The 24,374-nt window shown below is 35.0% G+C and carries 23 protein-coding genes and 2 tRNA genes; 2 read left to right on the top strand and 23 right to left on the bottom strand.

The genetic code is table 11. The features are described from left to right. Positions 1 to 26: 26 nt before the first annotated feature. The 15 genes from ACW9XH_RS07965 to ACW9XH_RS07895 all read right to left on the bottom strand — a co-directional run bounded on the left by ACW9XH_RS07965 (position 27) and on the right by ACW9XH_RS07895 (position 14,474). On the bottom strand, positions 27 to 800 hold the full coding sequence (locus ACW9XH_RS07965; protein WP_457760125.1) for a hypothetical protein: 774 nt from the start codon (positions 798 to 800) through the stop codon (positions 27 to 29). Beyond that, positions 787 to 2,544, bottom strand: a complete 1,758-nt coding sequence (locus ACW9XH_RS07960) for a DEAD/DEAH box helicase (protein ID WP_457760124.1) — start codon at positions 2,542 to 2,544, stop codon at positions 787 to 789. Before ACW9XH_RS07960 ends, ACW9XH_RS07965 begins: the two co-directional genes overlap by 14 nt. Positions 2,545 to 2,567: 23 nt before the next feature. Continuing rightward, complete coding sequence (locus tag ACW9XH_RS07955) at positions 2,568 to 3,248, bottom strand: hypothetical protein (protein WP_457760123.1); 681 nt, start codon at positions 3,246 to 3,248, stop codon at positions 2,568 to 2,570. Positions 3,249 to 3,291: 43 nt separating this feature from the next. Then, entirely contained in the window at positions 3,292 to 4,455 is a 1,164-nt protein-coding gene (locus ACW9XH_RS07950) for a cysteine desulfurase family protein (protein WP_457760122.1), read from the bottom strand. Continuing rightward, positions 4,452 to 4,838 (bottom strand): DndE family protein, encoded by a 387-nt coding sequence (locus tag ACW9XH_RS07945; RefSeq protein ID WP_457760121.1) that lies wholly within the window; start codon positions 4,836 to 4,838, stop codon positions 4,452 to 4,454. The genes ACW9XH_RS07950 and ACW9XH_RS07945 overlap by 4 nt, the downstream gene beginning before the upstream one ends. After that, positions 4,813 to 6,837, bottom strand: coding sequence for a DNA sulfur modification protein DndD (gene dndD / locus ACW9XH_RS07940; RefSeq protein ID WP_457760120.1), 2,025 nt, complete (start codon positions 6,835 to 6,837; stop codon positions 4,813 to 4,815). Before dndD ends, ACW9XH_RS07945 begins: the two co-directional genes overlap by 26 nt. Next, positions 6,824 to 8,266, bottom strand: a complete 1,443-nt coding sequence (gene dndC / locus ACW9XH_RS07935) for a DNA phosphorothioation system sulfurtransferase DndC (protein WP_457760119.1) — start codon at positions 8,264 to 8,266, stop codon at positions 6,824 to 6,826. Before dndC ends, dndD begins: the two co-directional genes overlap by 14 nt. Next, on the bottom strand, positions 8,263 to 9,351 hold the full coding sequence (dndB, locus tag ACW9XH_RS07930; protein ID WP_457760118.1) for a DNA sulfur modification protein DndB: 1,089 nt from the start codon (positions 9,349 to 9,351) through the stop codon (positions 8,263 to 8,265). The genes dndC and dndB overlap by 4 nt, the downstream gene beginning before the upstream one ends. Positions 9,352 to 9,424: 73 nt before the next feature. Next, complete coding sequence (locus ACW9XH_RS07925; protein WP_457760117.1) at positions 9,425 to 9,625, bottom strand: hypothetical protein; 201 nt, start codon at positions 9,623 to 9,625, stop codon at positions 9,425 to 9,427. Positions 9,626 to 9,682: 57 nt separating this feature from the next. Then, the gene (locus ACW9XH_RS07920; RefSeq protein WP_457760116.1) at positions 9,683 to 9,847 is read right to left on the bottom strand and encodes a hypothetical protein; all 165 of its coding nucleotides are present in this window, start codon (positions 9,845 to 9,847) and stop codon (positions 9,683 to 9,685) included. A gap of 324 nt (positions 9,848 to 10,171) precedes the next feature. Then, positions 10,172 to 11,533: a hypothetical protein gene (locus tag ACW9XH_RS07915; protein WP_457760115.1), complete on the bottom strand. Its 1,362-nt coding sequence runs from the start codon at positions 11,531 to 11,533 to the stop codon at positions 10,172 to 10,174. Positions 11,534 to 11,535: 2 nt separating this feature from the next. Then, the gene (locus ACW9XH_RS07910) at positions 11,536 to 12,342 is read right to left on the bottom strand and encodes a hypothetical protein (RefSeq protein ID WP_457760114.1); all 807 of its coding nucleotides are present in this window, start codon (positions 12,340 to 12,342) and stop codon (positions 11,536 to 11,538) included. Continuing rightward, complete coding sequence (locus ACW9XH_RS07905; protein ID WP_457760113.1) at positions 12,335 to 13,678, bottom strand: tyrosine-type recombinase/integrase; 1,344 nt, start codon at positions 13,676 to 13,678, stop codon at positions 12,335 to 12,337. Before ACW9XH_RS07905 ends, ACW9XH_RS07910 begins: the two co-directional genes overlap by 8 nt. Positions 13,679 to 13,726: 48 nt before the next feature. Next, positions 13,727 to 13,800, bottom strand: a tRNA-Ile gene (locus ACW9XH_RS07900). A 41-nt stretch (positions 13,801 to 13,841) separates the two neighbouring features. Then, positions 13,842 to 14,474, bottom strand: coding sequence for a TenA family transcriptional regulator (locus tag ACW9XH_RS07895; protein ID WP_457760112.1), 633 nt, complete (start codon positions 14,472 to 14,474; stop codon positions 13,842 to 13,844). Positions 14,475 to 14,554: 80 nt separating this feature from the next. On the opposite strand from ACW9XH_RS07895, the gene ACW9XH_RS07890 reads away from it, so the two are divergent. Beyond that, positions 14,555 to 14,633, top strand: a tRNA-Glu gene (locus tag ACW9XH_RS07890). A 42-nt stretch (positions 14,634 to 14,675) separates the two neighbouring features. Next, positions 14,676 to 15,527, top strand: coding sequence for a polyprenyl synthetase family protein (locus ACW9XH_RS07885; protein ID WP_457760111.1), 852 nt, complete (start codon positions 14,676 to 14,678; stop codon positions 15,525 to 15,527). Here the strand turns inward: ACW9XH_RS07885 and ACW9XH_RS07880 are convergent. Genes ACW9XH_RS07880 through ACW9XH_RS07845 form a run of 8 tightly spaced genes read right to left on the bottom strand, consistent with a single transcriptional unit; the run spans position 15,517 to position 24,373 of the window. Beyond that, the gene (locus ACW9XH_RS07880; protein WP_457760110.1) at positions 15,517 to 17,001 is read right to left on the bottom strand and encodes an NADH-quinone oxidoreductase subunit N; all 1,485 of its coding nucleotides are present in this window, start codon (positions 16,999 to 17,001) and stop codon (positions 15,517 to 15,519) included. The two genes, ACW9XH_RS07885 and ACW9XH_RS07880, sit on opposite strands and share 11 nt — an antisense overlap. Positions 17,002 to 17,014: 13 nt before the next feature. Next, positions 17,015 to 19,093, bottom strand: coding sequence for an NADH-quinone oxidoreductase subunit 5 family protein (locus ACW9XH_RS07875; protein WP_457760109.1), 2,079 nt, complete (start codon positions 19,091 to 19,093; stop codon positions 17,015 to 17,017). 3 nt (positions 19,094 to 19,096) lie between these two features. Then, positions 19,097 to 20,650 (bottom strand): complex I subunit 4 family protein, encoded by a 1,554-nt coding sequence (locus tag ACW9XH_RS07870; protein WP_457760108.1) that lies wholly within the window; start codon positions 20,648 to 20,650, stop codon positions 19,097 to 19,099. Further along, positions 20,650 to 20,955, bottom strand: coding sequence for an NADH-quinone oxidoreductase subunit NuoK (nuoK, locus tag ACW9XH_RS07865; protein ID WP_457760107.1), 306 nt, complete (start codon positions 20,953 to 20,955; stop codon positions 20,650 to 20,652). The genes ACW9XH_RS07870 and nuoK overlap by 1 nt, the downstream gene beginning before the upstream one ends. Further along, a complete protein-coding gene (locus tag ACW9XH_RS07860; RefSeq protein ID WP_457760106.1) occupies positions 20,936 to 21,448 on the bottom strand; it encodes an NADH-quinone oxidoreductase subunit J family protein in 513 nt (170 codons plus the stop codon). The genes nuoK and ACW9XH_RS07860 overlap by 20 nt, the downstream gene beginning before the upstream one ends. Next, a complete protein-coding gene (locus tag ACW9XH_RS07855) occupies positions 21,441 to 21,938 on the bottom strand; it encodes a 4Fe-4S binding protein (RefSeq protein ID WP_457760105.1) in 498 nt (165 codons plus the stop codon). Before ACW9XH_RS07855 ends, ACW9XH_RS07860 begins: the two co-directional genes overlap by 8 nt. After that, the gene (nuoH, locus tag ACW9XH_RS07850) at positions 21,938 to 23,236 is read right to left on the bottom strand and encodes an NADH-quinone oxidoreductase subunit NuoH (RefSeq protein ID WP_457760104.1); all 1,299 of its coding nucleotides are present in this window, start codon (positions 23,234 to 23,236) and stop codon (positions 21,938 to 21,940) included. The genes ACW9XH_RS07855 and nuoH overlap by 1 nt, the downstream gene beginning before the upstream one ends. Then, positions 23,237 to 24,373 carry an NADH-quinone oxidoreductase subunit D gene (locus tag ACW9XH_RS07845; RefSeq protein ID WP_457760103.1) on the bottom strand — a complete coding sequence of 379 codons (1,137 nt, stop codon included), beginning with the start codon at positions 24,371 to 24,373 and terminating at the stop codon, positions 23,237 to 23,239. Position 24,374: the final 1 nt, after the last annotated feature.

Below are 24,374 nucleotides of genomic sequence, written 5' to 3'. Positions count from 1 at the left end.
GGATATATGAGTATATGAGCTTTAGGCTAAATAATCACAGATGCAATTAGGGCAAAATCGATCACAATAGCATATTTTTTGTCTAAATTTTCTCGGATGTTAATTTCTTCATTATGGGTGGTTTCATTTTCATCGATAAGATTTTCAAGTGCAATTCCAGATTCGCCCTTACTTCTTAAAATAGTAAATTTGTCTTGAATTTCCTTGTTACGTTTTTTATACTCTAAAGTAACATTGTCCAATTCTTCTTGTTTGAGATGCAACATATCGTTTTTAAAATTAATTATATCGGATTTCAATAAATTGTGTTCTAAATATATTATGGATTCAACATAACAATCATCAATAATTTCAGGTCGAATTTTCATATTTACATTACTATAATTCCAATTTATTTCAGAATCATCAATCATTATAATTTTTTTGTTATTTACATTGACATCTACATGAATTAATTTTGTTTTGGAATTTATTGATTCAAAAATTACATAAAAATAAAATCTTATGATATTTGAATTATATTTATTTGAATTTAATTTGGTAGTTATGACAGGGCCAAAATCAATGCATTTGTTTAAAATAGATAGTAGAATATTACTACCTGGAGATACCAGTACATAATCATCAGAATCTGAAAGTTTCGGATCAAAAGTAATTTTTAATTTGGTTGTTCCAAACATTTTTGAATATTCTTGAGGAATTTCAACATCAAACAATCCATTTTTTTCTATAACATTAGCATTAATTTTAGAAAAATATCCTAAAACAAGTGAAATTACTTGATTTTCAATCTGAGACATTTACACCCTCAATTGGAGACAGTGAAAAATTCTCAAAAACTTCTTGATTAAATTGCTCTACTGCAGTAGTTAGGTTTTGTTTTCTATTTTTAAAATCATCTCCGAGTGCTGAAAATTTATTTTTTAATTCTTTTTCATTTTTTGCAGTCATGTATTCTTTAAAAAAATGTGTACCTGTTTTTTCATCAGTGACATCCTCAAACAACAAATCAAGTTGTCCAATTGCCATGGTAAATAATTTGATTTTTGTGTAAAGCAGTTGTAAAATGTATGCGTCAATGGTGTGCTCGTATGCATAATTGTATATGTTCACATCCTTTTTTTGGCCTATCCTATGAACTCTACCAACTCTTTGTTCTACTCTCATTGGATTCCAAGGAAGATCATAATTTACAACATTATGACAAAATTGAAAATTTTGTCCTTCACCACCTGCTCCAGTTGAAATCATTATTTGTGATTTATTTCTAAATTTTTCAACAGATTCTGCGCGTTCAATAAGATTCATTTTTCCATTAAACAAAGTTACAGAGTATCCATTTTCAGTCATTACTCTAGACAAATAGTCTTGAGTTACATGATACTCTGCAAAAATCAAAAATTTAGAATCTTTGTCTGCTTTAATTACATCCAAAAGATCACTTGCTTTGCTATCTATTTTTATCCTATTTGCAATTTTCATTAATTCCGTATAATCATCTTCATTGAACAGCTCTGATTTTCTCATCTTGAACAAAGCTTGCTTAGTTGATTCATTGCTACTAGATATTAATCTCTGAATTACCATAAGATACAGAACATCATATCCTGAATCATAATATTCATGAACTTTGTTTGTAATTCTATCATACAAATCTCGTTCATCATTTGTAGGTTTGAGGATCTTGGTATATGCAATTCTATCAGTAAAAGAAATGTATTTTTTTACTTGCTGTCTTGTTGTTCTAATAATTATTTTTGATAATTTTTTCTGTAATTCTTCTTTAAAAAAAGGATTAACTCTACGCATTTGACGGTCATCTGCATATCTAGTTTTAAACTCAGACAGAGTACCAAAAGTTCCAGGTTTTAGCAATTCAACTAAATTATACAATTCTGAGAGATTGTTTTGGATAGGTGTTGCAGAAAGAAACAGAGTAAATTTTCTTGGTAATTCTTTTAGTAATTGATGCTTTTGGGTAGATGCATTTTTCATACTATGAGCTTCATCCACAATTACCATATCCCAATTTCGTTTTGTCAAAAGTTCTTTTTTTGCAGGAGATGTGGCAGAACTATGTGAAAATATCAATAATGCATGACTAGCAGGATCTTTGAAATTAAGATCATCTTTCTGTGTAAAGTTGAGATTGAATTTTGATTGTAATTCATCTTGCCATTGGTAAACAAGAGAAGGTGGAACTAATATCAAAACACTTTTTGCAAGACCCGAAATTAGAAATTCCTTTAAAATTATTCCAGCTTCCATGGTTTTTCCAAGACCCACCTCATCAGCTAATATCGCTGAGCCTCCAAATTCATTTTTTACCTTCATTGCTGCAAAAATTTGATGAGCATACAATTCAATTTCTTTGTTTGATTTTATCGAAGAAATAATTGATAGTTTACTTTCTTTGATTTTTGATAGTAATTCAAATGCGGTAATTGTTAAATCAAATGTTACTTTGTCATCAAATTGTAATTTTCGAAGTTTACTTTTTACATTACTTCTATCTGTAAATTGAATTTGGAAGTTTTTGAACATCAAACATCATTTTTTAACAGTAATTAATCAAATTCAGGCTCTAACCTTAAAGTCATTTTAAAAATACTAGGCAATTGATCATATTCAGTTTTTTTCATTTTTTTATCATTTTTATAAATTCCTTTATTGTCACCTATAACGATAATCTCAAAAGAATTACCTTCAAATTCATATGCATCACCTATAATTCCACCCTCATCTGAAAGATGACCCTTCCAAAACGCATCTATTTTTTCAAGTTCACCAAAGTGGTCTAATCCTTCTTCTATGAGAGACATAGCGAATTCTTCAGCGCTCATAGCATTTTCTTTACATAGAGATTCTATTTTTTTCAGCATGGAAGGTTCTAAAACCAGACGAATTTCATGTACGGGAATAGTATCTATAATCAGATCTTGATCAGCTGCAGAATATGCTTTTGCTAATTCAAACACTTTTTCTTCAGGTACTCCACTATCTTTAGACCATGCAAGTGCATCTGCAGAACGTATTGCACAGTCAATGGCAACTTTTTGATTTATGTTAATAGAATCTAAATTTTCTTTTATTAATTTGGGTAATCTTGAAAATTTAATAATTTTCTTTGCCATGGATGTTGAAATACCTAATTGTTTTGCAATAATTTTTACATCTCCATATTTTTCAAAAAGTTCAGTTACTAACCTATTTGTTTCCTCAAAGGTTTTTTCTTTAAATTCAGTCATGTATGAAATTAACATTTCAGTAATTTAAAAGATTTAGGGCAATTCAAACACTTATTTTCTCAAGAGATTGTACTATTGAAGAAATTTTTTCCACAGTGAATTGAATTTCATCTAAAGTGGTGAATCGTCCAATTCCAATTCTAATTGCCTCATGAGTGGCATTGTCATTCAAACCTAATGCCAATAACACATGTGATGACTCTACAATTTGAGTAGTACATGCAGAACCAGCAGAAATTGCAATCTCTTTAGATACAGAATTAATGATGGCTTTACTCTCTATTCCTGAAAAAGATACATTCAGATTATATGATAATCGCTTTGAAGGATGTCCATTTAATTTTCCTCCAATTTTCTCAAATTCTTTTAACATTAAATCAGACCATTCTTTGAATTTCTTGTTCTCTGAATCTATCTCTTTTTGAGAAATCTCCATTGCTTTACCAAACCCTACAATTCCAGGTACGTTTAGAGTCCCTGAACGAATATTTCTCTCTTGTCCTCCACCATGAAACAACCCATCAGGCTTTACTCTAGGTTTTACTCCTCTTACATACAAAGCACCAATTCCTTTTGGACCATACATTTTATGAGCAGAAAATGACATCAAATCAATATTCATTGAATTAACATTCATTGGAATATGACCTACTGCTTGCGCGGCATCAGTATGAAAAATTACATCATGATCATGTGCTATTTTTCCAATGGCTGCAACGTCTGCAATTGTTCCAATCTCATTGTTTGCAGCCATGATACTAATCATTACTGTTTCGGGAATAATCGCATTCTCTAATTGTACTAAATCAATTTCACCGTATTTATTTACTGGCAAGTACGTAACTTTTTTCCCCAAACTCTCTAAGTGACGTACTGTATCTAAAACTGCCTTGTGTTCTGTAACACATGTGATTAAATGATTTCCTCTATCCGCATACTTACTCATTGTTCCAATTAACGCAATATTATCCGACTCTGTAGCACCAGAAGTAAACACAATCTCATCATGTCGTGCACCAATTGCATTTGCTATTATCTCTCGTGCATTCTCAACTGCTACTGATGCTTCATATCCAAATGGATGGTCAAGACTGGATGCATTACCAAACTTTTCAGTAAAGTATGGAAGCATCTCCTCCAACACTCTAGGGTCTACAGGAGTTGTTGCATGATGGTCCAGATAAATTGGAAATTTAATGTCACTCATTTTCTCTCTTGTTGGATAATATCACTAAAATCAGATAAATCTTGAATTCTAGGAAATAGTGCTGCTGCTCCACGATTAAAATGAGCTCGAGTCATTTTGTGCAAGTATGTTTCAGGGTCTAGTTTGTCTCTGTGCAGTCTATCAAGCATTAATGCCATGTAGATATTTTCATGCTCCCCAAACAAAATACTTGGAACTAGTTCCATTCCTTTTTCATCAAATTCATCAGGATTTGGAATTGAGGGGTCTTTTAATGATAAACAAATAGCATACCTTGCTAAAACATTGATGCCAAGTCCGGTTCTATTTTTTAACATGCCTAAAAGGCTCTGAGTCCTATAGCTGAATCTGTATCGACTAAACTGCAATTTTTTTAACTCCATTTTCATCCCAGAAATAGCCTTCATGTTGCAGGGTTTTGCCCTTGCTGGGCAAATACTCCATTGCATATGAGCGTGAAATGTATGGTTTCATTTTTGAATAATACTTCTCATCAATTTCAGAATCAGTTGAAAATATCACTACTTGGTGCGATGCATATGGGAAGAATTTTTCAATCATATTATCACGATGGCTCATATCTAATCTAGCAAGTGGAGTGTCAATCATGAATGGTAAAGGCTTGCCAGAAGTTTTGGCCAATGCAAGCAATACGCCCGTTGCAAACATTTGCTGTTCTCCTTTAGATAACAAATCTTTTGGAATGGAATTTCCATCTTTATCATATAATGTGATATCAAATGTGTCTTTATCCACTGTAACTTTGGTGATGAGGTTTTCTTTGTGTAGTAATCTTTGCAACTCGTCTAAAAGATAAACTTCAAGTAATTGCAATTTCTTTACTTTGAGTTTTTCAATATACTCATCTAACACTTTTTGAACTTTGGTTGCAAGTTCTGCCTGGGTTCCGGCATTTTTATCCTTGTATTTATCTGCAATTATATTTCGAATTTTTACATTAATCATTTTCAAATATGTGTTCTTTGTAGTTACTTGTTGTTCCAGATGCTCAATTTCATTTTTCAGGATTCCTTGATTTTCATGTAATTTATTTAATTTTGAAATTAACGGTCCTATTTCATCATCTTTTGGTGCATTAACTAAAGCAATATCCACTTGTTCTAATTGATCAGACACTTTGTGATATTCTAGAGAAGATTTCTTCAGATTGGGAACATTAATTGTGTCTAGTTCATCAAATAAATTCAAAACATTAGATGATTCTAAAGAAGATAAATTAAACATGCTAGTCATATCGGATTTTAAAATTTTTTCTGAATCAAATAATTTAGAGAATTTTGAAATCAAAATGTCTTTGATTTTTGATTCATCAGGAATTCCCCTCCAAAGAGTTTTAGAATTTAAAATTCCATTAATTTCATCTAACTTTTCATCAAGAATATCTTTTTCAAATTGTTTTTTGAGAATTTGCTCATCTTTTTTAATTTGAGATTGCAATGATTTGATCTGTTTTGGGATGAGAGCAAATGGCAATGAGCCATTAAGCATGTTTCTCAGATCATGTTCAAGCGAGTTTTTTTTCATTTCTAAAAAGGATTTTTTTGCCTTGAGGTCTTCTCTTTTTGAGGCAAATCCGCCGCCAATTTTAGATATTTGAGCCTCAAGTGTATCAATTTCTTTTGAAATTTCATCTAGTTCACCCTGTTTACTTGCAATTTTGCCTTGGAATCGGCCTGTCTCTTCTAATATCTCATCTCGTTCTTTCAGGTATTGGTCATGTTGAATTTGAATTGATTTTGCATCCTCTTTCATGTTTCTCATAATATGTACACGTAAATCTGAATGAAGCTGCTCTACAATATCTAGACCAAGTAAAGAATCAAAAGAAGATTTTATTTGTATTTCCTCATCTTGATCTTCTGCCATCTTTACAATTTTTTCACCATCAAAGAAGAACAGCTTGGAGATTCCCTTTGGAATTAATTCTTCAATAAATGATTGCCATTGGGACTCCTCGACTGAATCTAGTCTTTGTCCATTCTTTTTGATTTTTAATTCCTCTAAAATTCGACCATCATCATTGTGCCATGTTCTATCTACTGTGTAATCATCAATTACACCATTGTGATAAAATTTAAAATCAATTATTATGGATGTGGAATCAGCAGCTGCTGCAGTAGTCCCTAAATATCTGTGAATTTTATTTCCAAGAAATTTTTCATATTCTTTTCGTGTATTTTTTTTATCAAAATAGGATTGACCATAAAATCCAATCAAAATTGATTCAAACAAGGTTGTTTTTCCAGCACCATTTGTTCCGCCAATTAGTACAACAGGTTTTTCATAAGTTGTTGTTAAATCAAATTCAACTTTGTCTCTATATACGCCATAATTTTTTAGAGTAACTTTAGTTAGATGCATTATTGTATTTCCTCTTTTCTTCTTTTTTCTCTTTGAGTTCTTTTTTGATGTTTTCTAACTCTTCAAATCCGCGCCATTCTTCAGATAGTATTTTTCCAATTTTTGGATAAATCTTAGAGTGTCTAGTCATTCCTTGTGAATCAAATTCTGCATGTAGTAATCTTGACACTAGTAATTTTGGAACATTGTTTTTATCACAAACCTCCTCTAAAATTTCCTGCTCTACTTTGCTAAATCCTCCAAGGTCCTCTTGAACTGGAGATATTTTTTCTCCTGCAACATTTTCATAAATTTGATAAACTGAATTTTCCCAATCTCCTTGTTCCATTCTCCAAATGTTTTGAATTTCGTGCAATTCTTCCTCTAGAATTAGGCTCATTTTGGGGTCTGGACCGTCTTTTCTTATCTTATTTTGAGCCTCTAGTAATTTTATGAGAAATTGTTTTCTAAAATCAATCTTGTATGGACCAGGTGTGATCTTCTCTGTTCCATCTGTGTAAAACATCACATGACCATCGCGTCTTTTAAAATCCCTAATCTCTAATTTTTTTTCTGGGTCTTGTGTATCTTTTAACTCTTGACGTAATTCCAATAATGGAAGCATCCAATCTTCGCCTGAATCAATTAGATTCTCCATAGATTTGTCTTTCTCAACTACAGTACAAACCCAACAACCAAATCGTGAATTACCACATGATGGAGTGCTAGAGTCAACTACAAGAGGACATTCAGCTGCATCAGCATTTTGATATAGTGCTAGTAAATCACGATTGTTGCCTCCCCAAGGGTTTTTGTTTTGTAATAGATAATTCCAAACATCTTCAGTGATAAAATCCCGTAATGGAGGATAGACATATGTTTGTGCAAATTTAGAATGGCGAGACAAACAACTTCCCTTTATCTCATACAAATTCATCAATTGTGCACGTGAGCCACTTTCATCTTTTCTTGTACCTAAAACAACAATTGCTTCACCATATTCAGAAACTTTGTCGTTGATGAATTTATCAGCATTTTTAATTTTCAATCTATCTGTACACCATCTAAAATTATTTGATGGTGCCGGATATCCACGACCTAAGAGACATACCCAAAAAGAATCTTTGATTTCAGGTCTAACCAAATTCGTAGATATTGGCAAGCCTTGCTCTTTTGCAGACTTTTCCATGATATCCAAAGTAGCAGTTATTTGCTCTACAATCTTTGGAGATTCAACTAGTGTATCTGATGAAATGATATAGATTTCCTTTTGTCTTTTCTCTTCAGGTAACTCTGTTAATGCATTCCAAATTAATTGAACCATACAAGTAGAATCTTTTCCTCCAGAGAATCCAAGTATCCAGGGCCTATTATCGGAAAGATATACTTCTCGTACTTCCTCGTAGATTTCCTTTAGAGTGCGGGTTTTAAAGACAGAATCTACAGTCATTTAGCCTCACTTTTTGCAAATTCATCAAGGGTTACACTAGAACCACATTTTTCTAAAATCACATCAGCTGCTTTTTGGATTCCTGCCTTTTGCTTCATCATTCTTCCATCAAGAATAATTTTACCCTGCCATAGTGAGCTATCTCGAGCCCAATCAATTTTTTGCAATCCTTTTAGTTTGTCTTTCCATGAATCAGGATATTTACCAGTAAGAACATGCCCTACCATTCCCAATGCATTTAGAATATTAGTGTGAGAGTGGACAAATTCACTACGTAACTCAAATGGTGATACTTTTTTATCCAAAAGTAAATTCCATTCAGGAATATTTTTAGAAACAGTATTCCAAAATTCGGCAGCTAATTGTTGGCTTTCTGGCGGAATTGTTTTCGTTTTAAGTTTTAACAAAAGTTTAGTTGCATCTGAAATTCCATTTAATGTAAAGAATTTTGTTGAACGATTAGAAATACTAGTCTTTTCCATTTCTGTTCTATTATGAAATACATCCAAGTCATTTACCATCTTTACAATAAACTGTGAAAATTCATCTCTGTGATCATATAAAATTCCCAAAGACTTTGTAGGCTTTACTGCATGTTTATTCAAATCTGCAAACATTTGCTGACTGCGCTTTAATCCTCTGTCTGAGAAAAATACAACAGAGATTGATTCATTTCCAAGTTCAGGTTTTATTTTGAGTGCTTCTTCAATTGCTTTACGTCTATGTTGTCCATCATTAATTAGTAAACGTGATTCCATAGAGATGTGCAGTCGGCCAATTTTCCCATCAGAACCAACTGATGGGTCTGGGATAAATTTCATTGCACCATCAACTGATGCAGTTAATGATGAAAAGACATACTCTTTAGGATTATTTACAATGTAAGTGGCCATCGATGGAATTCTTGAATCCCGTAAAATTCTCTGGGCTCTAAATTGAGGTGGCAATTCCTCTTCATTGAATATGAATAATTTTGGAATTATTTTTAGTGGACACATTGCAACATAGAAATTTCGTCCTGCCTGTATTCCCTGTAAGGCATCAAAACTATAAGCTGTATCTAGATTGTCTGAACCCCTAACCACAATCTAGGTAAAATGGAAGTCTATTAAAAACATTTGGAAGTTTATAATTATTAATTGGAAGTGTACTTTATTTTTATACCATTTTAAGGTCTTTTAGGATCTTTACAAGATTTGGTCGAACATCTGCAGGACATGGATACTTGTATTCTCCTTTTCGAGATGGTGATTTACGAGTGGTCTTGCCAAAATCTCCTAACACATGAGCAATCCAGGAATTTTTCAATGATTTGCCATGTTTTTTCTTGTATTCTTCACGAGCTTCTGCATACCCCATGAATATAATTAAAAAAATCTCCTAAATAACTTTGATTAAAGAGATTACAGATCGCAGTTAACTGAGTTTTACAAGTTTTTTCAAATCTTCTTTGTCTAAAGCCAGTGTAAACTTTGGAGTGTCTGGATGTTTGAGGTCATCTCCTTTTGGATAAAAGTGAAGTACAGTTTTTCCACCGGATTTTGTTACTGTGTATGGCCATCCACCAATTTTGTCTTTCATAATATAATTAGAAAATTAATTGTTTATAGAGTTATTGAATACTTGAGTTTAGAAAAATTCAATGATGATTAGTTCTCTCATAGAGATTTTTCATATGGGTTCAAAACTCCATTAACATGTGTGTAATTGGTACTAATCATAGCTTAATTTTTTATTGTTATGCAAAAAATTTTTGCAAATTAAATTCCAACACTACAACACGACAAAAAACATCATAGTGTTTTTGTCGTTTTGTTGTATTTTATGCCTACAATTTTTGGTTTACGACAGTTTACGACAATAGGTACGGCAGTTATTTGTGCCTAAATCCAAGAATTGTTCTCATCACTTTTCATTGAACTTTGTCTTTAATCTGCTAAAAATACTAGATATTGTATTACTTTCCATGCCATTAAATGATAATCTGTAGATCAGATCTCCGTTTTCTTGCATCTCTGACAAAACTTTGATTATATCATTCCACTTTAGTTTCTCCTTACCTTTTCTTGATTTTAGTTCAACTATTGTATTATACAAAAATTTTTCATCATAGTTTGCAGATTTTTTTGTTGGTGACGCTAATGTTTTCATTTTCAACTTTTTATCAAATTGTATTGGAATACCGGTTATTGCCCACCATTTATCATCTGGTTCTTTGTGTCTGATATGTAATTCCGGAACCCGTTTTAACTTTGGTGAATCGCCACGCTTTACTGCATAAAACCAAGTGTTGGACAGCTTTTCTATTGGTGGATATGAAGAATCTGCCCATTGAAAAGATTCATCATTAAAACCAGCTTCATCAAAAATTTTATCCCTTCTTTCTTTGATATGTCTGAAAACCCATTTGAAATTTTCACCTCCAAGTTCTGGTGTCCATGTTTTTATCAGCCAGGTATCAATTTGATTTCTGATAGAAGAATCGGCATCACTTGCATTTTGATAGTCAATTATGCCATCAATGTTTGCATGTCTTGCCAATCTAACAAATTTTAGTAGTGCCTTTTTGATTAGTGTGGATTCACCGGATTTGTCGCCCTTCAGCCTTGCGGGTGCAACTTCTCCAAACTCCCTCATTAAAAAACACATTCTGTGATAATTTCTCTCCCTGTTTGTCATTTGCTCCTTTGAAGTTTTACCAACCTGTTCTGGTTTTAATGAATGAAAATAATTATTCGATATTGTAATCATGTTCCTCATTAAAATTTCTAAAATCCTAAACATTTCAGTTTCATTTGGAAACATATAGGGATTGAAAACCAGTATTCTTCTGTGTTCTCTACAGTGTAGGATTGTCTCTGTTAGAATTTCTAATATCTGTTCATTTGCTTCAGACTCATTCTTTTTTGTTGGTGATGGTAGTTTTACAAACTCTACAAGTGGTTCTCGCACATGGATAAATGTTCCATTAAATTTGTCTATTTGTGTTTCAGGTATGATAAATGATTCTGGTGCTAGAATCGTTATAGGAATTCTTTTCTTGTGACCGTCTTTTGCAAAAATCCAGAAACAGCCTTCCATGTTTGGTGCTGACCATAAATCAAGGCAAGTAAACCCATAGTCAAAATATCTTTCAAGTAACGCTTCCCCCAACAAACTTTTTCCTGAACCTCTAACTCCCAGAATACCAGTAAGGTTTTGTTCATTTATGTTGATAATCTTTTTATTTATTGATCTGTTGACAGTGTTTTTTCTAAGCCTAAGCAATTTCAAATCACATCATTACTTGATGTTGAATCACTTTCCAAATTCTTGCCATAAATCCCGTTTTTTTTCTCTTCTTCCATCCATTGCATTATCTTATGTGCATTAGCAGCAAAAACATGGTAATTCATGTTAAAGTGCATCGGAAGAATCTCCATGATTTTGTCGTAAATTGATCTATGCAAGATAGGGGTTCTTTTAATCAAAGAATTCATATCTATTTCTTCAAACTTTGGTATTGCTCCATCAGGAAGGTGATGAATGAAATTTCCATCAGTGATTACAGTTGCATAGGTTGCTCCCTCAAATGCATACTTGAGTGGCATAGTCTCTCTGATTCGAATACCCCAAGTATCAGAATCAATCCTACCAACTGGAATCATGTTTTTTAATTTTGGCATTGGGATTATTTCTGTTTCAAAGGTGTCAATCACTATGCCTTTCTTGTCTTTTAGTTGAAAAATCGGATCTGGTTTTTCGTAAAAAAGTTCTTTGCCAAGTACTTTTGTACCTTCATGATTTCTTCTCACTCGTAAATATGTCTGACCATTCCAAATCTTATCCATCTTATCAATTGCTAACTTGTCAGGTATCAAATCAAGTCTATTTTTTGATTTTAATGGAATAATTTCTTGTCTGATTGCTTCTGAGACATCATCAATAAACTGTATCATCAGTTTCCATTTTTGAAACTGGTTGTCAAAACTTGTGTCAAAATCCAAAACACCAAGGGATTGTTGTATGTGTTTTGCATAATCTACTTCTCTCCAAATCACTGATTTTGGCTGGTAGTTTTCTGTTCTTTCAGGCATCTTTTCCCTCCGTCACTGGATTATTTTGCTGAATATTGTAAACTGATTTCATTTTCTCAAATTCCTCATCATCTTCTGACATTTCTTTGAGCAATTTCAAATCATTTTTCTCCAACGTTAAACTAGAGCGTTTCATGCTTTTATCCATGATTTTCTCAAAATCCTTGATAAATTTGGAAGAATATTGATTCATTTTCTCTGCGATTATTTTTTCCATATTTTCTTGTAGATTTTCAATATCCTTTTGTTTTGATTCCAGAGTCTCAATCTTTATTTTTTGTCTCTCCTCATCAGATATTGTCAAGAAAGGGATTGCCTTTTGATATTCTGCAAATCGCTCAAAATCTGCCTCCTCGTACCTCTCATAACTTGATTCTAGGGCTACCTTGTGACCCATCATGTCTTCTTTGTCAGCAAAATCAACTTTGGCACGTCTCAACATGGTATTGAAATATTTTCTGAATCCGTGGTCTAGTTGTACTACATATCTCTGCTTTCCCGGAATCATCTCATTTCTCAACCCCAGGTGATCAACTACTTTTCTTACTCTTCTTGAGACCCCACCGGATTTTAGACGGGCAGGATACGGTAATCTTTCTTGGGCCAATAAAGGATCAGAAGGTAACGGGTCTGCAAAGAACTTACTCTTCCAGTACACCTTGTACAAGTCTAGTAATTTGCAAAATTCAGGTGTGATATGAGTCCAATATTCTTCAGCATCTCCATGGTAAATTCGCAGTGCTCCACCCTTGTAGGTATTATCCTCATTTTTGAAAAACACAACATCACTCCATGTAAAATAGTTCCAGGCCTCTAATCTGAATCCTGCACATGAAAAAGCAGTAATGATTACCTTATCTGTGATATCCTCACAATGAATGATCATCTTTTGGATTTCAGCTCTTGTGTATGCTCTGTCTCCGCTTTTTGATTCCTTTGGCATCATTCTATCTATAAGATACCAGGAAAAGTCAATCTCATTTGCACGTAACAGAGTCTTGATTGGTTTGAGTCTGTTTCGTGCAGTGTTTGGATTTAGTGTTTTGTTATCAATTTGCTGTTTTAGACTCATGACGTAACGTTTGATTTTGTTTTTGCCTGCGTGAGGATCTTTCCTTATTAATTCTGCAAAACCATTTACTAGTACAATAAATTTTTTCTCTGAAAGTAATTTTCTTTTCTGTTGTGATTTTTCCCAATCATACTTTGGGTTGAGGAACATTTCAAGTTGTCCTGCGTATTTTTTTCGAGTTGTTACATCCCTGATTGCAGTAATGTAATTCTCATAGGGAGAAATGTCAGATAAATCCTCTAAAGAGTAATCAGTACTAGTCATTGTACCTCCTTTATGATCATGGGACCAAATAAAGGAGCTTGAATGGTATGGGCCCGAAGGGCTTCGATCCCTTGGCTCACCGGTTATGAGCCGGTTACTCTACCAAGCTGAGTTACGGGCCCTAAGCAAAGGAATTTTTTCTCAGGTTTAAAATGTTATGAGATTAACAGTATTCTTCGTAACAACTATCAAGCAACAAATTTTGTGCTGAAATTGATTTATCAGCAATTTCAATCAAGTTGCTAGAATCAACTGAAGATTTCTCCAAAATGTTTCTCCAAGATGCTGCATGTCTAATGTCAGCTTCTGTGTGAAGTTTGAAGTATTCTGTAGCTTCATTGTTGGTTATGCCATAAAATTCTGCCAAGCCTTCAAGTTTAGTTTGGCTAATTTTAGGAATTTCTTTTTCAAAAGCATACATGGCACAGGCCCCACCATCAAAAGTATCCATCAATTTATTCAAGTCAGATACTGCTTTCTGGGTCTTAGGTGTTCCAGAATATGAGGTCAATTCATCTTCAGATATTCCAAGTTCGCCAGCAAATGCAATCCAGGGTTTAATATGATCAGATTCTTCTTGTTGGTTTTCTACTAACTCTTTAACCACAGATTCAGGAGATTTTTCAATAATGGGAGCCATAAAGGAAGGGACTGCTTTTACAAGTTGAAAATATTCTTTTGAATAACCTGCCAGAGATTCCTGTGTTAATTTTCCATCAGACCACATTTGGTAAAATGGGTGTTTTAGTAAACTTCTTTCTTCAATCATTTCATCAATTTTCTTAATTATGTTCATATCACATCTCCAATATCGCCAATAAAAAAATCTTTGTTGTTTACAAAAGATTTTATGGTCATAAAAAATAATTTTCATGGGTTCCAGTGGTGTAGACCGGTCAAGCATTTTGCCCTTTCAAGGCAAAGATCCCGGGTTCAAATCCCGGCTGGAGCACCAAGATTTATTTACTTATGGTAAAGTTTTTTCTTTAGGCTCATCTTGGACAGGAAAAATATCGAGATAAATCCTCTACTTGAAACTTATGGAAAATACATTCAGCGAATTAATCAAGCATTGGATGATGAACTCTCAATTTATTCGGAATCTGAATTTATTGAACCTCTAAAATATTCCTTAGAGGGCGGTAAACGAATTAGGCCCATTATTTTGAATTTGGCAGCTGAAAGTGTGGGCAAAATAGATGAAAACGTACTCTCAGCATCATGTGCTGTTGAATTTTTACATATGGAGTCAATCATTCATGATGATATCATTGATGATGAGACCATGAGAAGGCAAAAGCAGCCATTCCATGTCAAATATGGATACAACACAAGTGTGCTAACAGGAGATTTTGTTTTAGGATTGATTCTTGCAATATCATCCAGATTAGATAATGCTAGAATTACAAAAGATTTGGCCACTACTGCCATGCTAATGAGTGAGGGGGAAATGATAGAAGGCAGATTAGAAAATAACGAGGATGTAACATTTGATGATTATCTAAAAGTAATTGAATACAAAACAGCAGTTGCATTTCAAGTTGCATCCAGGATTGGTGCAATTATTGCAAATGGGACTGAAGAGCAAATTGAAGCATTAACTGAATATGGAAAAAATCTAGGAATTGCATATCAAATTAGAGATGATTTGCTAGATTGGAAAAATGAAGACAAATTATTTAATTTACTAATTAAGAAAAGTTCTGATCCCAGAGACGTATTTAATAAAATGGAAGAATTGTTAAAAGAATATTCAGAAAAAGCAAGATCAGCATTAAGAAATATTCCAGACAATGAAGCAAAAATTAATTTAGATAATTTAATTAAATTTACTTCATTTAAGGCATAAGACCTAAACTAATTACCGGAGTTGCAAACTCTACAAATTTAATCAACGGTTCTGGATATACACCGAATCCTACCAAGAAGATTGTTGAGAAAATCATGACAGCTATAATTGATTTTGGTTCTGCAACTCTCTTTTCGGTTTCCCCTTCAAAGTACATCTTTCTTGTAATCCAACCATAGTAAGCAAGTGATAATGCACTGTTAAGAACACCTGCAATTGCAAGCCAAGGTGCCCACCATATTGCAGAACTAGCATCAAGAGCACTGCCAAATAACATCAATTTACTCCAAAATCCTGAAAGTGGAGGAATTCCTGCTAAAGCAAATAATGCAATAACTAATCCTAGTGCAGTGATAGGCATTCGTCTTCCAAGTCCCTGCAATTTGTCAATATGTGTGACTGCAAGTGTTGTGACAATACCCGTAACTGCAATAAATGCAGCACCTTTCATTACTGCATGATTCATGATCTGATATAGAGAACCTTGTAAACCAAGAGAACTGTGTGGTGCAACTGCAAGTCCAATCAAAATGTATCCTGCATGTGCTATACTAGAATATGCCAACATTCTGGAAATGTTCTTTTGCATAATTGCAGCAACGTTTCCAATAGTCATCGTCATTACTGCAATAATTCCAAGAGCCAAAGTCCAATCAAGATTCAAAACAACCATTCCAAGAACAACAATTCTAATAGTTGCAGCAAATCCTGCTTTCTTGGTTGCAGCAGCTAACAGTGCTGTGATTGTAGGTGGAGCTCCCTCGTAAGTATCTGGAAGCCATTGATGAAATGGCACAAGTCCCATTTTGAATCCAAATCCTGCAATAAACATTCCAACAGAAAGCAATGCAAGTGGCAACATTGAAGGATCAAGTGTGGAATAGCCTTGAATGACTTCCCCAATATTTGTAGAACCTGTTAATCCATAAGAAATTGAAATTCCGTAAACGATGATTGCAGAAGATAATGCACCAAAGAGGAAATACTTTAGAGCTGCTTCATTAGAACTTGGATTCTTTTTCATATATCCGACCAAGATGTATGTTGGAATACTCATCAGTTCCCATGCAACAAATAACATTATCAAATCAGTAGAATATGCAACTAGCACCATACCAATAGTTGCCAGTAGAATTAGTGAATAGTAAACTGCAGGAGAATTATGCTTTCGCATATAATTAAAAGATCCAACAGTTGTGAAGATGGCAACGATAAGCATTGCAATTGCAAAGAATCCTCCAAACGCGTCATCTACAATTACGTCTTCTGAGAATAATGCAGAAGAGGCAATATTTTCTGCATAAAATTGGTATCCAACATATCCCATGGATACAATTAATGCTGCAAATGCGATGATTGCATAAAATGAGTTTGAGCCTTGTTCTTTTCTTGCGATGCTGATTATTGGAAGAAGAATTCCAACAGTGCCCAAAATTGCAATTAATACCAATGGAGTTGAAGTAATTTCTAACATTTCATCATTTCTCCTATATCAACAATATCAGAACTACGAATAGTAATCCTGCTCCAAATACGAATAGATATGATTGTGAAACGCCGGTTTGAGTTCCTTGAACGACTTTGGCACTCCATCCAACTGCTTTTTGGACTCCAGCATTCATTCCATAATCGATAGCGGTCTTTTCAAAGTATCGGAATATTCCTCTTGCAAGCCATAGAGGGGCTACAACAAAGCACCAGTAGACCATTGCGTTAAGATACCATCTGTTTAAGAAAAGTTTGTGAATGGCATAAAATACAATATTTGAATTTACAAATTTCACAGGATCGACCCATCTGCCAATATAGAAGATGTAACCCAATCCAATTCCCGTAGCAAATGCTACCAGTGAAGAACCTAAAGCAACAGGATTAAGACCTTGCAAGAATTCAGGCAAGATTGATGCTTCATCTGCAACATGTGCAGTGTGAATACCAAATGATTCTTCAAGATATTCTACAAATAAGTGATGCAGTCCTTCTTCTGCAGATAACCCAATCAGACCAATTCCAATAGTGAGTACTGCAAGAATTCCATATGGAATCCACATTGACATTGGTGCTTCATGAATATGATGTCCTTCTTCTTCCATCTTTTCGATGTGTTTGCTCTTCTTTCCAAAGAAGACTAGTCCAATCATTCTTGTTGTATAAAATGCAGTGATAACAGCAGTTAGAACAGCGATAAGGTATAGTGGCATTGCCCACTCATTTCCAGATGTATAGACTGCAGCAAAGATTGCATCCTTACTCCAGAAACCTGTAGTGATAAATGGTGCTCCCATTAAACCAAGACCTGCAGCCCACATGAACACATAAGTTTTCTTCATTTGTTTTCTCAAACCACCCATATCGCTCATGAATCTAGAGCCAACAATGTGCAATAGAGAACCTGCTGCCATGAATAATGAAGCCTTGAACATTGCGTGAGAAATCAAGTGGTAAAATCCTGCAGTGTAACCATCGACATATTGATGAGACAATCCTGCAATACCTAATGCCATCATCATATAACCAATTTGAGAACCAGTAGAATATGCAAGGACTTTCTTAATTTCGTTATTCACCATGCCTTGTGTTGCAAGTAACAATGCAGTAATTGCACCAACCCAGGCAATTATCTCAAAGAATTGATCAGCCATAATTCCTGCAGCAGCTAAAGCAAATACAAGTGGGCCAATTCTTGCCACCAAGAATACGCCTGCTTTGACCATTGTTGCTGCGTGAATCAATGCAGATACTGCAGTAGGGCCAGTCATTGCCTCTAACAACCATTCGTTTAGTGGGAATTGTGCTGATTTTCCCATGGCACCGCCAAATAATAAAACAAATGCAGGAACTAGCAGTCCCTGAGCAGCCATGTTAGTTGCCCAATCAGTATCATGCATTAATTCTTTAAATCCAAAAGTACCTGCAAACAAAAATATCAGCAGCATTCCTGCAATCATCATCACATCTCCAACTTTGGTCATGATGAATGCCTTCATACCAGCATGTGTTGGTGAATAGTAATCTAACATGCCAAGAACAGTTCTACCTTCAACACCAACATGATCTTTCTTTTTATCACGATACCAAAAGCTGATCAACGCATAAGACGCTAATCCTACACCTTCCCATCCAAAGAATACTTGAAGTAAATTATCAGATAATACGATTAACTGCATTGAACCAATAAAGAACAACATCCAGAACCAAAATCTTGTAATGTCTTTATCGCCCTTCATGTATCCTGTACTGTAAATCATAATGAGGAATGAAATCCAACCAACTACATTTGACATTATTATTGAAAGCGGATCTGCCAAAACTCCAGCTTTTAGACCAATTGCCTCAATCCACATTATCTGATCATGGATTTCATGAGCCTCCAAAGCCATTGGAAGAAGGGATGCTGCAGATAATGCACTCATCAAAGCAAATGCTACTGCAACATATCCAGTTGCATGTTTTGATAGTTTACCAACACCTGGAATAATTAATGCAGCAGCAAACGGTAGAATCCAAACTAACCAGGCACTTGCTGCTCCAATTTCAAATGGTAATCCTAAAGCTTCTGTTGCCATAATCTAAACTCCCAACACTCCGTTCATGTATGGAATTATTGTCTTCAAGAAAATATCAGGATAAATACCAACTACAATTGAGAATCCTGCCAATATCATCATAGGTACAGTCATGTGCCAGCTTCCTTCCTTCACATGTTCGAGATGTTCAGGAGTTTTTCCAAAGAATACGCGTTTTAACATCCATAGCATGTAAGACATTGTAAGGGCTGTTGCGATGAGACCCAGACCAAAGGTTACTGCCCTAAGTGTTGAACCTTCTTCAATTGCAGTCTCTAATGCACCGAAAAAGAGAATCCATTCTCCCATGAAGCCACTTGTTGGCGGAACACCCATTATTGTCAATGCACCAATAACTGCACATACTGCAGTGATTGGCATCTTTCCTGCCAATCCACCTAATTTTGAGATGCTTCTAGTTCCGACTTTGACAATAATAATTCCAGCCATCATGAAGAGAATGCCTTTGCCAATAGCGTGTGTTACATACATCATCTCAGCACCTGCAAGACCAAGTACAGATATTGAACCAATACCAAATAGGATGTAACCCATCTGACTAATACTAGAATATGCAAGCATGCGTTTCAAATCGTCTTGCATCAGTGCCATTGCACCGCCGTAAATCATTGTAACAAGACCCCAGATATGGAACCATATTGCAAGATCTGCAAATGTTGAAGGCAAAAATTCTACAATTAATCTGAAAATACCATAAGCACCAATTCCGATCATGGCAGGGGACAATAATGCACTGATTGGTGTTGGTGCAGAACCGTGAACATATGGAAGCCAAATGTGGAACATAAAGACTGCCAGTTTTACACCAAGGCCTATTGAAATTGCAACTGCAGAGAACATGAGAATGTCTTTTGGAATTTCTGATTCATTGATGTCTGCAAAATCAAAACTACCAATAGTTAGACCAATCATTAAAAATCCTAATAGTAAAACTACTGCACCAGCATGAGTCCAAAACAAGAACATTAAACCAATCTTTCTTCTTGGTCCGTCACCCCAAAGTGCAACTAGGAAGAAACCTGGAATTAGCATAACCTCAAAGAATACATAAAATTCAATCAGATTAGTTGCAAGGACTGTTCCGAGCATACCCATTGCAAATACAAGATAAAGTGCAAAGTAGATTCCAGATTTAGCATTTACATAACTTGTAAGAGACGAGGATTCGACAACGGAAGTTTGACCACTTGCAGATGTGTTAATTTTCTGTTCTTCCTCAAACTGTTCATGGAATTTGTGAATCATGTATGGCTTTGAGTAAATGGCCAAGATTGTAGATAGAACATAAATCATTATTGCAAATGGTGATGCCAATCCATCCAATACGAAACCAAATTCGCCGAACTGTTCTGTCCATGGATAATGTTCCTCCACAGTTCCAGAGAGTGCTGCAGTAATTACAAGAATTGTAGTATACAACAGAATTGCAAATGTAAACCACATTGCAGGTGTTGGGCCCATTTTTCTTCCGATTATGTATGCAACAGGGGATAAAAGTAACGGTAAGAAAACTGCCTGTAATAATGCGTACTCCATTATCCCTTCAAGCTCCTAAAGTCTGCAATATCGACATTCTGGTACATGCGATAAGCTACAATGATCAATGATAATCCAACTGCCACTTCTGCTGCAGCAATTGCAATTGAGAATAATGCCATAGTTTGACCACCAGTGTGTGGTAAGAATCTACCAAATGCAACAATGTTGAGATTTGCGGCATTGATAATAATTTCAACTGCAAAGAGCATTCGAATAAAATTACGTTTGACTGCAAGGCCATAGATTCCTATGCCCAGCATAGCTACCGATACTAAAGTAAAATCAATTAGTTCGCTGGTCATTCTCCACGTCCTCTCGTTTGGCTAAAATTAGTGAACCAGTAACAGATCCTGCTAAAAGTAATCCTAGCAAAATTAATGCTGGCCAATAATATGTTACAAAGTCAGTTCCAATCTCTCTAAAGTCAGTAGCAGGTTCATCAGTAGTCATTGTTTTGATACCAGAATCCAAGAATACTGCACCTAATGAAACCATAATTATTAGCATCAAACCAATACCTGCAAACTTTCTACGTTTGTCTTCAATTTTTTTGAAGATTAATTCTCTTTTTACCAACATGACAGTGAACAAAATCAAAACAGCAATAGAACCAACGTATACTGCTAGTTGGAATAATGCAACAAATGGTGCATCAAGTAAGAAAAAGAATCCTGCGACTCCTCCCAAAGTTCCCATCAAAGCGATGGAACCATAAATCAATGATCTTAATTCAAGTGCTGCAATTGCAGAACCGATTGTAATTACAGTTAGTGCAAGAAAAACAGCATCAGCCATGTGTTGCACCTCTATCAGAAATTTGTATTTCACTGTCTTGTGCAATGTATGGTTTTACCTGCAGTTGAGCAGGAGTATAGATTAGTCCTTCTTTAGTAAATGAGGATAATTCATAATCATTAGTCATGTATAGTGCATAAAATGGACATGCATCAACACACAGACCACAGAAAACACATTTTCCATAGTCAATTTGAGGCATGATTGATTTTTTGTTTTGTTTTTGTTCTTCTGGAACTTTTACCATTGCGATAGCTTCTGCGACACCTTCACATGCAATTGAACATAATTGACATCCAGTACAGTGATCATGAAATAGCATGTGACGTCCTTTGTATCCTGCAATACCTACACCTGTTGATGGATCAAATTGATATCCATCACCTACAAACTTTAGTTTCTCCTCAGGATAACGAAGAGTGAATCTCTTCATTGCGATGTGTTTAATTCCAGAATTTAATGCACGAATAATACCAGTTGCAGTTCCCATTATTGTAATCCTCCTGGTCCGAGCACTCCAGCGTAAAGCAAGCCAAGTGCAATAAAGATGTTAACGAAAGCTAGTCCAATTAATTTTGTCCATCCAAGATTCAATAGCATGTCAACTCTGATTCTTGGGAATACACCTCTTGGTAATAATATGAAGAATATGACGCCGGCAGTTTTCAAAACAAACCAAAGTGTACCATTAAGCATTTCTTGTGTAAATAATGGCAATCCAGGGAATGGTCCTACGGTAACAGGACCCATTACAACTCCTTCAAGAAGTTCTGCTGGGAATGGAGGTACAACCATCGGACCGTTCCAGCCTCCAAGGAAAAGCACTACAAACAATCCTGCAAATGCATAAAGTTTCAGATATGTTCCCAATTGGACTAGGCCATACATCATTCCAGATAATTCAGTCAACCATCCAGCGACAATTTCACTTTCTGCCTCTGGCAAATCAAATGGAATTCTTTCTAATTCTGCAAGCATTGTAATGAAAAATACAATAGCGCCTACTGGTAAAAATACAATCCATGGGAAGACAGATTGGCTTGCAGCAATTTCAGATAGATTTAGAGATCCAGTTAACATAACAACTCCCAGCAAAGATAGAATTAGTGGAATTTCAAATGAAACCATTTGGAACAAGGCCCTGATACCACCAATGAATGGGAATTTACTGTTTGCAGACCATGCAGAAAGAATTGTAATGATTGGGAAGAATCCAATTACTGCAAAAACACCAAGCAGGCCCATCTCCACATCTGCAACTACCCAACCAGGCGCAACAGGAATGAATGCTACAAATGCTGCAGCCGCAGCTACAAAGAGTACTGGTGCTGCCCAGAAAATTGGTTTGTCAGCTTTTGCTGGAATAATAATTTCTTTTGAGATTAATTTTAGACCGTCACCCATTAATTGCAAGATGCCCTCAAACTTTCCACAATAAAATGGACCAACTCTTAATTGTAATTTTGCAAGCATTTTTCTTTCAACAAAGATTGTACCAGCAGCTAGTAATGCTGCAAAACCAAATCCAGGAAATGCCATTACCCTAAAGATATCAGTTGCCATGAATGCTTTGACTACAGGTAGAATTCGTGACGGGTCTGCCAACCAAGTTAATGCAAGAAATGGTGTAAGTAACTCACCATCAATGACTGGCATCTCAATTACAAACAGAATCATCATAGCTGCTGGAAGGCCAACTAAAACTAAAATGAGAATAATCCAAAATATGTTATCAAGTAATGATTTAACAAACTCACTTAGTTTGAAATTTGGTGCAATAACCGACATTTATCGATCTGCCTCCACTGGCCAATAATTTAGACTCCAATAAACGGATGGCATGTTACCTAGTTTTTCTCCTTTGAGAAGATTTGGTAATGCAATCAGATTTCTAAATGAAGGGACACTTAACTTTACTCTGTACGGTTCTGTTTTTCCATCAGATACAATATAGCAACCCAAGGAACCCCTACCAGACTCTACACGCTTGTATACAGAATCGAGTCCCTTACCTTTTGGATTTGGTTTTAGTTTAGTTCTAACAGAGCCGGACTTTGGCATTTTTTGTAATGCTTGTCTGATAATATTGCAACTCTCCAACATGTCAAGCCATGGGATTTTGGATCTTGCGTAAGAATCACCTTCCTTCATTACATTGGTATGAACATCCAATTCTTCATAGACATCATATGGTTCCTTTACTCTAAGATCATAATCAACACCGCTTGCACGAAGTACAGAACCAGTGGTTCCATATCTTATTGCGTCTTGTCTAGATAGAATACCAGTATCTTGAGTTCTGGCAATCAAGATTGGATTATCATAAAAGATTGCAGCATATTCTTTGATACGTTTTTCAAAATAGTTAACTTGGCGTAAACAAACATCTTCAAAGTTTGGCGGTAAATCATTTCTAACTCCACCTGGAACAAAATGTGCATGTGTAACTCTTGCACCAGTCATTTTTTCCATAAGATCAATTAAGAGTTCACGATCTCCTGCCGGCCACATAAACATTGTAGAATGGCCCAAAAATATTCCATAAATTGCAAGCCAGTACATGATGTAGATACATCGGTTTAATTCAGACGCAATCACTCTAACATATTTTGCCCGCTCAGGAACTTCAATTCCAAGTATTTCTTCAGATCCCAAAACATATGGATACAATACATTGCATGAATCATGAATTACTGGTCTTTCCAAGTGAGGGATGTTTAGAATGTAATTTCTATATTCGGCCATCTTTTCTTCTCCACGATGGACATATCCAGGATCAGGATCACATGCTACGATGTAATCACCGTCAATTTGTACAATAATTCTCATGTGTCCAGAACCAGGATGTTGTGGTCCGACATTGAGAGTCATTATTCTCTCATCTACTTTTTGGAGTGCCAATCCAGGTGGTAATGTAAAAGTCATC

The sequence above is a fragment of the Candidatus Nitrosopumilus sp. bin_32a genome (assembly GCF_054095935.1).
This window is presented reverse-complemented; position numbering and strand designations above follow the sequence as displayed.